15 protein-coding genes are annotated in these 14473 nt (G+C 56.6%); 1 reads left to right on the forward strand and 14 read right to left on the reverse strand.

The window, feature by feature from the left end; all coding sequences use genetic code 11:
• Positions 1 to 223: TetR/AcrR family transcriptional regulator C-terminal domain-containing protein (locus ABNS66_RS06275; RefSeq protein ID WP_348655250.1), on the forward strand; the 223-nt coding region annotated here is incomplete at its 5' end.
• Here ABNS66_RS06275 and ABNS66_RS06280 read toward each other — a convergent pair.
• From ABNS66_RS06280 to truA, 14 genes are all read right to left on the reverse strand, one after another.
• Positions 211 to 741 (reverse strand): mechanosensitive ion channel family protein, encoded by a 531-nt coding sequence (locus tag ABNS66_RS06280; protein WP_204995755.1) that lies wholly within the window; start codon positions 739 to 741, stop codon positions 211 to 213. The genes ABNS66_RS06275 and ABNS66_RS06280 overlap by 13 nt on opposite strands.
• The gene (locus ABNS66_RS06285; protein WP_348655251.1) at positions 734 to 2704 is read right to left on the reverse strand and encodes a DUF3488 and transglutaminase-like domain-containing protein; all 1971 of its coding nucleotides are present in this window, start codon (positions 2702 to 2704) and stop codon (positions 734 to 736) included. Before ABNS66_RS06285 ends, ABNS66_RS06280 begins: the two co-directional genes overlap by 8 nt.
• Positions 2701 to 3669 carry a DUF58 domain-containing protein gene (locus ABNS66_RS06290; protein WP_348655252.1) on the reverse strand — a complete coding sequence of 323 codons (969 nt, stop codon included), beginning with the start codon at positions 3667 to 3669 and terminating at the stop codon, positions 2701 to 2703. Before ABNS66_RS06290 ends, ABNS66_RS06285 begins: the two co-directional genes overlap by 4 nt.
• 2 nt (positions 3670 to 3671) lie before the next feature.
• A complete protein-coding gene (locus ABNS66_RS06295) occupies positions 3672 to 4598 on the reverse strand; it encodes a MoxR family ATPase (protein WP_348655253.1) in 927 nt (308 codons plus the stop codon).
• Positions 4588 to 5799 (reverse strand): O-succinylhomoserine sulfhydrylase, encoded by a 1212-nt coding sequence (locus ABNS66_RS06300; protein WP_204995759.1) that lies wholly within the window; start codon positions 5797 to 5799, stop codon positions 4588 to 4590. The genes ABNS66_RS06295 and ABNS66_RS06300 overlap by 11 nt, the downstream gene beginning before the upstream one ends.
• A gap of 12 nt (positions 5800 to 5811) precedes the next feature.
• A complete protein-coding gene (gene purF, locus ABNS66_RS06305) occupies positions 5812 to 7332 on the reverse strand; it encodes an amidophosphoribosyltransferase (RefSeq protein ID WP_027873906.1) in 1521 nt (506 codons plus the stop codon).
• Between the two features lie 33 nt (positions 7333 to 7365).
• Positions 7366 to 7887, reverse strand: coding sequence for a CvpA family protein (locus ABNS66_RS06310; protein WP_051171142.1), 522 nt, complete (start codon positions 7885 to 7887; stop codon positions 7366 to 7368).
• A gap of 66 nt (positions 7888 to 7953) precedes the next feature.
• Positions 7954 to 8523 carry an SPOR domain-containing protein gene (locus ABNS66_RS06315; protein WP_286695720.1) on the reverse strand — a complete coding sequence of 190 codons (570 nt, stop codon included), beginning with the start codon at positions 8521 to 8523 and terminating at the stop codon, positions 7954 to 7956.
• Between the two features lie 92 nt (positions 8524 to 8615).
• Positions 8616 to 9908 (reverse strand): bifunctional tetrahydrofolate synthase/dihydrofolate synthase, encoded by a 1293-nt coding sequence (gene folC, locus ABNS66_RS06320; RefSeq protein WP_348655254.1) that lies wholly within the window; start codon positions 9906 to 9908, stop codon positions 8616 to 8618.
• 15 nt (positions 9909 to 9923) lie between these two features.
• Positions 9924 to 10796, reverse strand: coding sequence for an acetyl-CoA carboxylase, carboxyltransferase subunit beta (gene accD / locus ABNS66_RS06325; RefSeq protein ID WP_027873910.1), 873 nt, complete (start codon positions 10794 to 10796; stop codon positions 9924 to 9926).
• Between the two features lie 50 nt (positions 10797 to 10846).
• Entirely contained in the window at positions 10847 to 11668 is an 822-nt protein-coding gene (gene trpA, locus ABNS66_RS06330; protein WP_348655255.1) for a tryptophan synthase subunit alpha, read from the reverse strand.
• A 12-nt stretch (positions 11669 to 11680) separates the two neighbouring features.
• Complete coding sequence (gene trpB, locus ABNS66_RS06335) at positions 11681 to 12904, reverse strand: tryptophan synthase subunit beta (protein WP_204995764.1); 1224 nt, start codon at positions 12902 to 12904, stop codon at positions 11681 to 11683.
• Positions 12905 to 13540 (reverse strand): phosphoribosylanthranilate isomerase, encoded by a 636-nt coding sequence (locus ABNS66_RS06340; protein ID WP_286695724.1) that lies wholly within the window; start codon positions 13538 to 13540, stop codon positions 12905 to 12907.
• 43 nt (positions 13541 to 13583) lie between these two features.
• Positions 13584 to 14471: a tRNA pseudouridine(38-40) synthase TruA gene (gene truA / locus ABNS66_RS06345; RefSeq protein WP_348655256.1), complete on the reverse strand. Its 888-nt coding sequence runs from the start codon at positions 14469 to 14471 to the stop codon at positions 13584 to 13586.
• Positions 14472 to 14473 lie beyond the last annotated feature (2 nt).

Here is a 14473-nt window from a genome sequence, read left to right on the forward strand (position 1 = left end):
GCTCTTCCGATCTCAGCTGCACGTTTTTTTGAGTAAACAATGCCAGTTGGGCAATTTGGTTATTCCCAATATCGACCAAGCCTGCAGCCAATTGATTGCCATGCTCCACGGTGAGGCTCACGCCTGCGCCCTACTCGGCATGCCCTGCGATGAAAGCAACAGAGACCTGTCGAATTACAGCCGCGCCTGCGTTGATATGTTTCTCTGCCGCTACGAGGCCTGATCGTCCTCTTTCAATGCCTTCGGCGGCGCTACCCACCCCGGCGGTAATTTAATCACCGGCTTCTGCAATAGCGCGCTATTCGGGTAGGTGATCGTGCCACCGTCGTCGCGCCGAATCAGCACATGGAACGAGGCAATTTCCACTATCTCGCCGGAAATATCTTCATCGGCATCAACCACCTTTACTCGGTCGCCAACCCGGTACGGGAAGGCAAAGAAGATAATCACCCCCGCCGTTAAATGACTCAGAATCGACCACTGAGCAAACAGGGCAATACCAATTACTGCGAGCACAGAACTGAGGAAGATATACACCTGGTGATACCCCAGGCCCAGCACGAAACACGCCGCCAATATAGAGAGAAGCACCATAGAAAAGTTGAGTAGCTTGCGCAGCGCAAACACTCGACGGCTAGCTATCGAGCGCCGCTCAGCAAAGTCGTCCACCAGTCTATTAAGGGCTCTATTGAAATAAATAAGGGCCACAACCACAGCAATGGCCAACAGTGCCTTAAGCATTTGCTATTTCCTTCTCACTGAGTTTTTTCGGGCGCTTTAATGCCCGCAACTGGGATAACGCGTCACTGTCTCGGCGGTACTGACAGCGCTCAAAGGCGCTGCTAAACGCGGCAAACCACGGCGCCCACTCCGGTGCTTGCTCACCGACCCGCCGAGAAAAAGCAGCGACCGTTTCCCCTGGCTCACGCCGCAGGCCCGTTCGCCGAGCCAGTCGCCGACACGCCGTATGATAATAACGCAATGCCGGCTCGCGGCGAGACGCACGCCAGGCGGGTTTGAACATCATTAATGCCACAAGTGCCATCGGCAATGCACCAAATATCAATAAACCCACCAACATCCGCTTAACACTGATCCCTCCCATCAGCGACGACAGCACACCACTCTGACGCTCGCTATCGTAATTCAGCACCCAATTTGCCCATGCGTAGTTCACGCTATCCAAGTACAGCCGTATATCCCGCGCCCAGTCAAAGCGTCGCAAAGACAGCGGTGATTTACCGAGAAAGCCCTGTTGCGCACTCAGCATAGAATCTGCACCCAATGCCACACGATCCGGCGCGACTGTCGATGTTGGATCAATTCGCTGCCAGCCTCGCGCTGGTAACCATACTTCGGCCCAGGCGTGGGCATCACTCTGGTGAACCAATAAATAGTTGTCGGTGGTATTGACCTCGCCACCTTGATAGCCCACTACCAGCCTTGATGGCACACCGGCGGCGCGCATCAAGAATACAAAGCTGCCGGCGTAATGCTCGCAAAAGCCCTGCCGGCTCTCAAAAAGGAACTCGTCGACATTGTCCCGCCCCAATAACGCCGGCTTGAGCGTATATTCAAACGGGCTATTCCTAAAATACCGCAGGGCGGCAGCGACGCGATCAGCAGGGTCCGGGTATTGTCTCGCCCACTGCAAGGCCAGTTCCCGCGCTCTGGGGCTATCGTTCCCGGGCAGTCGCAGGTTTCGCTGCAATACACGATTGCTGGCCTCGGTTCGCGGTTGCGTCAGCACAGAATCCACCACGTACTGAAGGCGCCCGGTCAGCGGCGCTTTTGGCAACCACTGATAGGCGCCAGCGTATCGAATATCATCCCGGTTTACCCGCGCGACCGGCAAGCTATAGAGCCACTCATGAGCCCCCGGCTCCAGCGTGACTACGTAGCGCTGTCTCTCCCCTTGTAAAGGCGGTGGTGGTGGCGTTGTCAGTCTCCCCATGCGGTTGACCGTCCACCGCTGGGAATCGTAATTTTCAAGCACCAATCCGCGCCAATAGCGCTGCGACGGGGGAGGCAATTGGCCACCTTCAAAGCGCACACGAAAGGCTAATGCAGCGTTTTGACTCAGCTCCGCAATATCCCCAAAACGCAGCTCATCCGACATACCGGTCTGGGCCTTTGCGCCAGGCAAGGGCATGGACCACAGCGGGCCAATGCGCGGAAATACCAAAAACAGGAAGAGCATTAGCGGTAAGGCCTGGATCAACATCAGCGCCGAAAGGCGCACACTCGCGGCAATAGCAGGCTTTTCTCGATACAACATTTGCTGGGCAGCAAGTATCGCCAGCAGTTGTAAAACGGCAACGGGCACCGCGTTGATCTGCTGCTCGAAAAGAAAGCGGCAGGCAACTACGAAATAGCACAGCAGCAATACCAACCAGTGATCGCGGCGCTGTTTCAGCTCCAGGACTTTGAGAATGACGGCCAGCACCAGTGTTGCCACCATCGGCTCTAGCGCTAACCACTGGCGATATTGCAAGTAAATGCCCGCGACAGAGAACACCACCAAGGCCACTTTCACCAGTGCCGACGGAAAGCTCCAAGCCGCTGTCACAATGCGCCAATACCACCACGCCACCGCGCCCCAGACCAAGACCATCCAAATCGGTATGGTGGGCGCCAAGGGCGCAATCGCGGCAAGCTGCGCCAGCAACAGCCACATAACAGCAGGGGCAGAAGTTCTGGTCACCGGCCTGCCTCTGCGGGATAAATGGCCAGTTCGCGCAGCACCGCAGCGAGATGGGCAGGCCCTTGGCCCGCCGAAATATCCGCGGTCGGTAAATGAAGGGAAAACGGTAACTCTCGGCGGTCACATTCCAGCGCCCAGGCACACAGCGTGCTCAACCGATCCTCTACTGCCAATTCGGGCAAACTCTCCCAATCCAACGATAGGTCATCGGCCCTGCTCTCTTCGTAGCGCTTGCTAAACAAGCCCTGCCCTTTGGCATATGCCTTCCAAAAAATACGTCGCGGCGATTCACCCGGCTGGTATCGTTCGAAGCCGCTGAACTCGTCGCTGTCACTGCGCATATCGAACACCTCTCCGTGCCCATCACCGCGCGCGCTGCTCATGAGTGGCCGCAGCGCTCTCGGGCGCGGGTACACCAAGCAGTGCCAGTCCAGCGCTGGCATTGCCCAGCAACGAATCACGCCCAATGGGTAATCAGAGCGAACTTGTATGCGGCCGGGATAGAGCCTCCCACGGCGCGGTGCCGGACAGGGCACCCTAACTTCAACGCCCTCGCCTTTGGCTAACTCGCTCACCTGCTTGCGTTGTTGGGGGAAACCGACCTGCAACTGGAAGCGCGGGCGCTGCTGGCTGTTGATATGAACGTGAAAATGCGCGGTATCACCAGCGAAAACCGGCTCACAGGCACCCGCCCGAATCTGCAAACCCGACAAATTGGTGTAGGTGTGCAGAATCACCACCAAGAACAAGCTGAACAGCAGGAATGCCAGCGCAAAAATAAGGTTGTTTTGGTAGTTAATGGCCAGCAGAAGCAAGCCCGATAGCATCAGTAAAAAACCGAGACCTGCTGAGGATGGGAAAATGAAGATCTTATTCTGACTCAGCACCCACGCGTTGCGCCGGGGGTTTCGCTTATCCAGCCACGCCTCGAAGCGTCGCTGAATTGCCGAGCGCAATGCTGACATGGCTAGGCCAGTACCGATACCTGCGCGAGCATCTTTGCAACCAGCTCGGCGCCATCGGCATTGCTATCTGCTGCAGGCTGCAAACGGTGCGCCGCCACCGGCTCTAACACAGCCTGCACATCGTCGGGCAGCAGGTAGTCCCGACCCTCGAGCAAGGCCCACGCCTTGGCACACTGCAGCAGGGCGAGACCAGCGCGCGTCGAGAGACCAAAGGCTATTTCGGCATCCTGACGGCTAAAAGCGATGAGGCGCTGAATGTAGCTGACGACGCTACTGCGCACCTCCACTTGTTTTACCAATTCCTGCAAACGCTGTATTTGCGCGTCATCGAGGCAACTTGGGAGCGTCGTCAGCATCTCTCTAGGGTCACCGCCCTCCAGTAGCTGTCGCTCGGAGCGCTCGTCGGGATAGCCGAGAGAAATACGCATTAAGAAGCGGTCAAGCTGGGACTCGGGCAGCGGAAAAGTGCCCGACTGAAACCAGGGGTTCTGCGTTGCAATAACGAAAAAGGGTTTCGGCAACGACCGCGTTTCCCCTTCGGTGGTCACCCTGCCCTCTGCCATCGCTTCCAACAGCGCACTCTGGGTTTTGGGGCTCGCCCGGTTGATCTCATCAACGAGCAAAAACTGGGTGAATACCGGGCCGGGGTGGAAGTGAAAGGCGTTACTATTGCGGTCAAATACCGACACGCCAAGAATGTCCGACGGCAGCATGTCACTGGTGAATTGCACTCTGCGGTAAGCCAAACCTGTCACCGCCGCAAAGGCCTGGGAGAGCGTCGTTTTACCGACGCCAGGCAAATCCTCGACCAGCAGGTGCCCGCCGGCAAGCAAACAACACATTGCCTGCTGTATCTGCCGATCCTTACCCAGCAGAACGCTACCAATCTCTGCGCGCGCGGCGCTCAGCTGTTCCAGATCAGACGGCATCTAGCCCTCTCTGCAAATCGGCCTTGAGATCGGTGAGCTCTTCCAGGCCCACAGCAAGCCGGATCAAATTGTCACTGATGCCGCTCTCGGCGCGCTGCGCGTCACTGAGACGGCCATGAGTGGTGGTCGCTGGATGAACAATCGTGGTCTTTGCATCACCCAAATTGGCGGTGATTGACACCAAGCGGGTAGCATCGATAAAGCGCCAGGCGGCATCGCGCTGCCCTCTCACGGTGAAAGACAATACACCACCAAAAGCTTTTTGTTGCTGCGCTGCAAGTTTGTGCCCTGGGTGCGAGGGCAAACCGGCATAATAGACCGTTTCAATCTTATCTTGCTGCGCTAACCATTGCGCCAGTGCCAGCGCACTCGCACTGTGCGCCATCATACGCAGACGCAATGTTTCTAGGCCTTTTAAAAATACCCAAGCATTGAAAGGGCTCATTGTCGGGCCAGCGGTGCGGATAAACCCGAGGATCTCATCCATATGTTCGCGGCGCCCAACCACAGCGCCACCTACGCATCGTCCCTGGCCATCGAGATATTTGGTCGCCGAATGCACGACGATATCGGCGCCCAGGGCCAAGGGCTGCTGTAGCGCAGGGGTGCAGAAACAGTTGTCGACCACCAGCAAACTGTCGCTCGCTTTTGCAAGCGCTGCCATCGCCGCAATATCGGCGACTTCGGCCAAGGGGTTGGAGGGCGACTCCAGAAACAACAGTCGAGTCTGTGGGCGAATCGCATCGCGCCACGCGTCCATATCCAGCGGCGAAACAAAGCTGGTTTCAACGCCAAGTTTGGCCATGTACTTGCTCAGCAAGTTGGTAGTGGTGCCAAACACACTGCGCGAGCAAACGATGTGATCGCCGGCTTTTAACAGTGCGATACAGGTGCTGAGAATTGCTGCCATGCCCGACGAGGTTGCCACAGCCGCCTCACCACCCTCTAGCGCGGCAATACGCTCTTCAAATGTGCGAACGGTGGGATTGGTATAGCGGGAGTAGACATTGCCTGGCTGCTCACCGGAAAAGCGCGCAGCGGCTTCCGCCGCAGAGGCAAACACATAGCTGGACGTGGTAAAAATAGGCTCGGCGTGCTCACCTTCAACGGTGCGGCGCTGCCCCGCCCTGACAGCCAGGGTGTCCAACTCGCACTCAGCGAGCACATCGAGGCGCTGCTGTTGGTAATCCGCTTCTGTCATAGTTGGCGCTCCCTACGACACATCGTTGTGTAAGCCTACCAGGGCACCATCGCCCACCGCCGCGTTACGCGCAGTTTGCTTACTGTCGTTGCGATCGGCAGCCAATTTATCCAGATAGGCCTGGTCGACATCACCCGTGACGTAATTGCCGTCGAATACTGCGCAGTCAAAGGCGTCGATGTTGGGGTTGCCCTCTGCGGAACACTCCACTAGGTCATCCAGGTCTTGATACAACAGCCAGTCCGCCCCTATCTCCTTTTCGATCTCCTCAACGCTGCGATCATTGGCGATCAGCTCCTGCGCCGATGGCATGTCGATACCGTAAACATTGGGGTAACGAACCGGTGGCGCAGCCGAGGCAAAATACACCTTGCGCGCCCCCGCATCTCTGGCCATTTCAATAATTTGCTGGCAGGTGGTACCACGCACAATGGAGTCGTCTACCAGCATCACGTTCTTGCCTTTGAATTCCAGGCCAATGGCGTTGAGCTTCTGTTTAACCGACTTCTTGCGCGCGCTCTGGCCCGGCATGATGAACGTACGACCGATATAGCGGTTCTTCACCAAGCCTTCACGGAATTTAACACCTAGAACGGAGGCCATAGACTGGGCAGCGATACGGCTGGAGTCCGGAATGGGTACGACAACATCAATATCGTGATCCGGGCGCTCGCGCAGAACCTTCTCAGCCAGGCGCTCACCCTGACGAAGGCGCGACTTGTACACCGATACGCCATCCATGATCGAGTCAGGTCGGGCAAAGTATACGTGCTCAAAGATACAGGGGCGGCAATGCGTCTCCGCCGCGCATTGGCGAACGGTGATCTCGCCCGCATGACTTATGTAGACGGCTTCGCCGGGTGCAACATCGGCCACCAGCTGAAAACCCAGCGCATCCAGAGCCACGCTTTCCGACGCGAGCATGTACTCCTTGCCCTGTGCGGTTTCACGCACGCCGTAAACCAGGGGGCGAATGCCGTTGGGGTCGCGAAAGCCAACAACGCCGTAGTTTGCGATCATTGCCACTACCGCATAGCCACCACGGCAGCGTTTATGTACGCCCGCGACCGCAGCAAAAATATCGTCGTCGCTGGGTACCAGTTTGCCCAACTTTTGCAGCTCGTGAGCAAAGACATTCAGCAAAACCTCCGAGTCTGACTCCGTATTCAAGTGGCGGAGGTCCGACTGGAATAACTCTTGCGACAGTTGCTCAGAGTTGGTCAGGTTACCGTTGTGGGCCAGGCTAATGCCGTAGGGTGAATTCACGTAAAACGGCTGTGCCAGCGCTGGGCTTGAACTGCCCGCTGTTGGGTAGCGCACATGGGCAATCCCCATGGTGCCCACCAGGCGCTGCATATGCCGCGTGTGGAAAACATCTCGCACTAGGCCATTGCCCTTGCGTTGGTTCAGGCGGCCATCCTGGCAAGTAACGATGCCCGCAGCGTCCTGGCCACGATGCTGGAGTACAGTCAGGGCATCATAGAGATCCTGATTGACGTTGCGTTTGGCGACGATGCCAGCGATACCACACATGCAGCCTTACCTCGTTGTTGCATATTGGTTAAATTAGCGGTGAGCATCCCACAATGAGGACACCCAGCCGACGAGATCGTGAAAACTTTGTTCAGACCAGTCTCTCATCAATAGAAACTCAGGAATCAGTGTCGACTCCTGCCACCATTGGTCGTTTTCAATGCCGGTAAGTAATGACGGCAGCAGCACCAAGGCCGCAAGCACCACAATCATGCCTCTGGTGGTGCCAAAAATCATGCCCAACAACCGATCGGTGCCGCTCAAACCACTGCGTTTAACGACTTCGGCAATCAGGTGAGTCGCCAGGCTCCCCAGTACCAGCGCCCCCGTGAACAACAGCACGTAAGCGAGAATATCGCGCAGGTACGGCTTATCGACCAGAGGTGCCAGCACCTCGACCATTTGCATGTGGAATGCAACAGCAATAAAAAAGGCGACCGCCCATGACACAAGGGATAGCGCCTCGCGGACAAAGCCGCGCAGTAAGCTGATCAGTGAAGAAACAATGACGACAGCAAGGATGGCCCAATCAGCCCAATTAAAGCTCGTCAGCACCGCGTGCGACTCCAGCGACCCGTGAAGGGGCGAATTCTACCAAGCTGTGCAGCCCAGCCCAAGCGTTTATCCTTCAAAGCGGCTGAGTATCGACTTCAGCGAGAAACGGCGGTTGATTTCCGCTTGCAAGGCCTCGGCGCGCTCACGACTCAGAGCCGGCCCAACAAGTACCCGATAAAGCGTTCTATCGCCGCGCTTCAAGGGCTCGCTGTAAGCTTTATAGCCGCCCTTGCGCAGGCGCTGCACAAGATTGTCAGCGTTACTTTGCTGGCCAAAGCTGCCACATTGAATCACCCAGGCAACAGGCAAGCCGCGTGCTTCCTTACTGGGTTCAGCGGGCGGTGTTTTGCTAACGGTTGGCGCGGCTGGTTTGGCAGCCGGTGTAGTTGGTGCTGGTCGGCTATCGGTCGCTACTTTCTTTTTAGTTACTTCGTTTTGCGATACCGGCGGTCGCTCTGGCAGCGCCGCTGCCGCTTTTACACCGTCGCCACTGTAGCGACCATCGCTGGGCTCGAGCACTTGCTGCGGCTCAACGATCGGCGCCAACGCCGAGGGGATATCTTTGGGCTTCTGGGGCTCTTGGACTTCGGGGGCCTCAATGCGCGGCGCCGGCGGGATTTGTGTACTGCGATCCAATTTGTACTCGGCGGGCCCCGTAAAGAGTAGCGACCAAAGTATCACGCCACCACAAAGCAAAACCAAAGTTCCAACTAATCGCTGTCTCATCATTAGTGCAAAGTCTCAACAAAAGCGGTAGCAGGCATCGCTTGCATAACCGCCGAAACGGTAAAGAACGAGCCGAATACGACCAAACAGTCCCTGTCACACAGCGTCGCCCGAATAGCAGGTAAGGCGCTGGCGACATCACCAACAGTGTGTACTGCAGCGCTATCAACACCTTCATTTAACAAGTGACGCGCCAACACAGCTGGCGCCATCGCCCGCGCTATGCCAGGTAATTCCGGCAAGTACCACTGATCAATATAGGGGCTTAGCTCCCTCAAGCTCCCCGCTATTTTTTTATCTTCCATCACCGCCAGCACGGCTGTGCACTTGCCACCGTTGGGCATGTCGGCCAACTGCTTGGCCAAGCGCGACAGGGCCGCTGGGTTGTGGGCAACATCGAGCAGCAAACCATGCTCACGCAAGGGCAGCACTTCCCCGCGGGCAGCGATGTGAACCTGCGCTAAGCCCTCTCGAATCGCCGTTTCACTGACCGGTAGTTCAAACAGACAAACAGCTTGCAGGACTGCTGCCGCGTTGTCCAACATCACCGGCGGTAGCGGTAGCGATCGCAGCAAGCGCTCAGAGCCATCTCGTCGCTGCCCCCGCCAATGCCAGCAATCTGCGGCCTCTTCGAAGAAAAACTCACTGCCCCGAGCATAGAGCGGCGCATCAAGTTGCTGCGCAATATCGACGACCGCCGCACTGCTGCGCGGATCACCGAAGATCAGCGGTGTGTTCGCCCTGGCAATGCCGGCTTTCTCACGGGCGATAGTTTCTCTGTTATTACCCAGCCATGCCTCGTGGTCGAGATCCACGGAACTGATCAAGGCGAGATCGGCATCGACAATGTTGACGGCGTCCAAGCGCCCTCCTAACCCGACTTCAAGAATCAGGACATCCAGCTGAGCGTCGGAGAAAAGCTGCAGCGCAGCCAGGGTGCCAAATTCGAAAAAACTCAGCGACAATGAGCCGCTAGCCCTATCGACCTTGTCGAAAGCTCGTACAAGGGCGGCATCTGCCACTTCTTCACCATCAATACGAACCCGCTCGTTATAGCGCAGTAAATGCGGTGAAGTGTAGGCCCCTACCCGGTACCCTTCCGACTCCAATATTGCCGACAACAATGCCACACAGGAGCCTTTGCCGTTGGTACCGGCAACGGTGATCACGGGCATGGTGAGCGCAAGATTCATTTGCTGAAAGACCGCTGAAACGCGGTCTAGGCCGAGGTCAATCTGGCGAGGGTGCTGCGCCTCCATCCATTGCAACCAATCTTGCAATTGCACAAACCGCATGGGGCGCTTACCTGTTTAGTTTTGGTAGAAGGTGAGGTTACCCAGCACTCTGGCAAGGGTGTCGCGCATATCTGCACGACGAACAATCATATCGATGGCGCCATGTTCTAGCAAAAACTCGCTGCGCTGGAAGCCCGGCGGGAGTTTTTGACGAATGGTCTGCTCGATGATGTTCGGCCCAGCAAACCCAGCGCGAGCACCCGGCTCTGCCACATTGATGTCGCCAAGTAGTGCCAAACTGGCAGAGACACCGCCATAAATTGGATCGGTCATTACCGAGATATAGGGCACGCCATTTTGCTTGAGGCGCTCAAGTACGGCACTGGTCTTCGCCATTTGCATCAAAGAAATCAGTGCTTCCTGCATGCGCGCTCCGCCAGATGCGGAAAAGCACACCAATGGACGACGCTCTTGCAGGGCGATATTCGCAGCCTGGGTGAACTTCTCTCCCACTGCCGAGCCCATCGAACCACCGTGGAAATTAAACTCGAACGCCACCGTCACAACAGGTACGTCTTTCACTGTGCCTTTGTAGGCAATAAGAGCGTCTTTTTCGCCCGTGCTTTTCTGTGCCGCAGCGAGGCGGTCTTTGTACTTTTTCTTGTCTTTGAACTTCAGGCGGTCAACAGGCTCGATGCCACTGAGAATTTCTTCGCGACCCTGCTCGTCCAAAAACAGCGCGATCCGGCGTCGGGCGCCAATGCGCATATGGTGGTCACACTTCGGACATACATCCTGATTTTCTTCAAGCTCAGGCCGGTATAACACCGCCTCACACTTTACACACTTCTTCCACAACCCTTCTGGAACAACACCGCCCGACTTCCGCTTTTCCGAAGGATCTGAACGGCGCACCCCTGAGGGCAGAATTTTATCAACCCAGCTCATTGTTATTTCCTGTCTGTTATCGTGCTTTTAGTTTTTACTGTGGCGCCGCTTCAAACGTCGGCTACCGCATCTATGGCTTTGCGAATATCGGCGATCAGTGACACCGCCTCCGCTATTTGTTTGTCAGTATCTGCAGCGTTATCCCATTTGGCAAGACGGTCCACCAGTGCGCTACCGACCACAACGCCCTCACACAAGGGCGCAATCGCCGACGCAGACTCACCGTCTTTAATACCGAAACCAACGGTTACCGGCAGATCGCTATGCTGGCGAATGCGCTGCATTTGCTCACGCACGCTGTCTATATCTAAGTGACCCGCACCAGTGACGCCCTTTAAGGACACGCAGTACAGGTAGCCACTCGCCAAAGCGGCCACTTTCGCAACGCGCTGATCGCTACTCGTTGGCGCCAGCAAAAAGATGTTATCCATACCAGCGTCACGCAACAACTGACTGGTTTCTCCGGCTTCCTCCGGGGGCATGTCAACAGTGAGCAGCCCGTCAACGCCTGCCTGCTTGGCGCGCTCGGCAAACTGTGAGTAACCCATGTGCTCAACCGGATTGGTGTAGCCCATCAACACCACGGGGGTTTCCGCGTTGGTTTGGCGAAACGCCGCCACCATGTCCAATACCTGGGAGAGCGACACATGGTGCTCCAACGCGCGCTCGTGAGCCAGCTGAATGGTTGGCCCCTCAGCCATGGGGTCTGAAAATGGTACCCCCAGCTCAATAATGTCGGCACCGCTGTCGACCAGCGCATGCATCAGTGAGACCGTATGCTGCGGCGCAGGATCACCCGCAACAATATATGGTACCAGGGCTTTCGCACCGCGCTCGGCAAGTTGTTCAAATACTTTCGCTAGACGACTCAATGTCCTTCCCCGTCAATCAATTCCAATGCCGTCAATGCCGGCTACCGTATGAATATCCTTATCCCCGCGCCCGGATAAGTTCACCACAATGCTTTGATCCGGGCGCATTGTTGCTGCCAGCTTCTCCGCGTAAGCGATGGCGTGGCTGGACTCCAGTGCCGGCATAATACCTTCAACTAAGGTGAGCTTGCGGAAGGCATCAAGCGCTTCATCGTCGTTAATTGCCACGTAATTAACGCGGCCAATGTCTTTCAACCATGAGTGCTCAGGGCCAACACCGGGGTAATCCAAGCCGGCTGATACTGAGTGCGTATGAATAATCTGTCCGGCCTCATCCTGCATCAAGTAGGTGCGGTTGCCATGTAATACCCCCGGAGTGCCATCGCTGAGCGGCGCAGCGTGCTCACCGGTGGCAACGCCGTGCCCACCCGCTTCTACGCCGTACATCGCCACGGTTTTATCATCGAGGAAGGGGTGGAACAAGCCAATGGCATTCGACCCACCGCCGACACAGGCCACCAGGGCGTCGGGCAGTTTGCCGGTCTGCTCGAGGTGTTGCTCACGCGCTTCGCGACCAATGACCGATTGAAAGTCGCGCACCAGCATCGGATAAGGGTGCGGGCCGGCCGCCGTACCGATAATGTAAAACGTGTCATCTACATTGGTAACCCAGTCGCGCATCGCTTCGTTCATCGCGTCTTTAAGCGTGCGTGAACCCGATTTAACCGAGATCACTTCGGCACCAAGTAACTTCATGCGATACACGTTCAGCGCCTGACGACGAATATCCTCTTCGCCCATAAATACCTGGCATTCCATGCCCAGCCGGGCCGCAACAGTAGCCGAAGCAACACCGTGCTGGCCGGCGCCAGTTTCAGCAATCACGCGCTTTTTGCCCATGTACTTAGCAAGCAGGGCCTGACCGATAGTGTTGTTAACTTTGTGAGCCCCAGTGTGGTTTAGGTCCTCACGTTTCAGGTAGATCTGCGCCCCGCCGACTTCACGAGACCAGCGCTCAGCGTGATACAGCGGTGATGGTCGACCTACATAGTAGGCAAGATCGCGATCGAACTCGGCCCGAAACTCAGGGTCCTGGCTCAAACGCTGGTAATTCTCAGCAAGTTCATCCAAGGCAAAAATCAGCGTCTCCGACACAAAACGGCCACCATAAGGGCCGAAATGCCCCTCCGCATTGGGGAACTGGCTAAAATCAACGTGCTCTTGCTGCTTACTCACTCAATACTCCCGTCGGTCTGCTTCTGCGACCGCTTGAAAAAACTGCCGAATACGCTCGGCGCACTTAACACCGGGCGCACTTTCCACTCCGCCACTGACATCCACCGCCCAAGGACGACAACTCGCAATCGCCGCGCCGACGTTTTCACTGTTCAAGCCACCGGCTAACAGCAGCGGAAACGCCCTTTGCGTCGGAATCTTTTGCCAGTCGAAGACCTCGCCTGTGCCGCCTGGAACGCCCGGCTTATAGCTGTCGAGCAGAATGGCTCGGGCGCCGCTGTAACTTGCGGCAACACCACTCACATCCATCCCTTCTCGCATTCGCAGTGCGCGCATATAAGGGTGTCCCAGCGATTCACAGAATGCCGGCGACTCATCGCCATGGAACTGCACAAGGTCGAGTGGACACACCGCCAAGGTGTCTCGCAACACCTCAATCGGTGCGTCGACAAACAAGCCAACGCTGGTAACAAAGGCGGGCAATTGCGCAATGATGTCAGCGGCCTGTTCAGGGCTCACTGACCGTGGACTCTTTTCATAAAAAACGAAGCCCAGCGCATCTGCACCGGCGTTAACAGCGGCTTGCGCATCTTCCAGCCTGCGAATGCCACAAATTTTTACGCGGGTTCGAAACACTCAGATTCAGCCAAGCTATTAAAGGCTGGAAATACTAGCAAATTTACGGCCTGTCTGCCGCAAATTCAGCACCGAATGAGCGGATAAATTCCGGCCCTGGCGATAGTTGAGGGAGGTCAAACTCGGAAGGGTAATTCACATCTACAAGATACAGACCGTGGGGTTTAGCCGTAACGCCCCCTTGACTGCGATCTCGACTGGCAAGCACCTCTGCGGTCCAGCCAACGGGCTGCTCCCCACTCCCCACCGCCACCAAGACGCCGGCGATATTGCGCACCATGTGGTGAAGAAAGGCATTGCCCTGAATATCTATCACAACGTAACGGCCGTGGCGGCTTACGTTGGCGTAATGGATATTGCGCATCGGGCTGTGAGACTGGCAGGACGCCGCGCGAAAAGCGCTAAAGTCCTGTTCACCCACCAACACTTGCGCCTCTCGATGCATCAACGCTTCGTCTAATGGCACATCGATATGAGTAACGCCGCCCACCAAGTGCGCGGAGCGCCGCAATTGATTCAGAATTACATAGCGATAACGGCGTGCAGTTGCGGAGAAACGGGCATGAAAATCACCGGCGACAGGGCACACCCAACGCACAGCGATATCAGTGGGAAGCAAGGCATTACAGCCCGCGTGCCACGCCTTAACACTGCGCCCCACCGGGGCGTCGAAATGAACGACTTGGTGACTGGCATGAACGCCCGCATCGGTCCTACCCGCGCAAATCACGGTTACCGGGCTAGCCGCAACGGAAGACAGGGCCGACTCCAACGCGTCTTGAATGGTTGCAACCTTTGGCTTGTCCTGGCTCTGCCAACCCCGATAAGCGCCACCTTGATATTCCAGCGCCATGGCTATGCGCGTTCCTTCAGGTAGCGTTTCGGTATCGGCGCGCTCGAATGCTTGCGGCTCGAAACTAGGGGTGCTCAATG

Source organism: uncultured Spongiibacter sp., assembly GCF_964011655.1.
Taxonomy (GTDB): domain Bacteria; phylum Pseudomonadota; class Gammaproteobacteria; order Pseudomonadales; family Spongiibacteraceae; genus Spongiibacter; species Spongiibacter marinus.

Bases quoted from the DNA above. Each gene is read 5' to 3' on its own strand.
- ABNS66_RS06280 (WP_204995755.1), bottom strand. From the start codon at position 741: ATGCTTAAGGCACTGTTGGCCATTGCTGTGGTTGTGGCCCTTATTTAT.
- ABNS66_RS06290 (WP_348655252.1), bottom strand. From the start codon at position 3,669: ATGTCAGCATTGCGCTCGGCAATTCAGCGACGCTTCGAGGCGTGGCTG.
- ABNS66_RS06295 (WP_348655253.1), bottom strand. From the start codon at position 4,598: ATGCCGTCTGATCTGGAACAGCTGAGCGCCGCGCGCGCAGAGATTGGT.
- ABNS66_RS06300 (WP_204995759.1), bottom strand. From the start codon at position 5,799: ATGACAGAAGCGGATTACCAACAGCAGCGCCTCGATGTGCTCGCTGAG.
- purF (WP_027873906.1), bottom strand. From the start codon at position 7,332: ATGTGTGGTATCGCTGGCATCGTCGCCAAACGCAACGTCAATCAGGAT.
- folC (WP_348655254.1), bottom strand. From the start codon at position 9,908: ATGCGGTTTGTGCAATTGCAAGATTGGTTGCAATGGATGGAGGCGCAG.
- accD (WP_027873910.1), bottom strand. From the start codon at position 10,796: ATGAGCTGGGTTGATAAAATTCTGCCCTCAGGGGTGCGCCGTTCAGAT.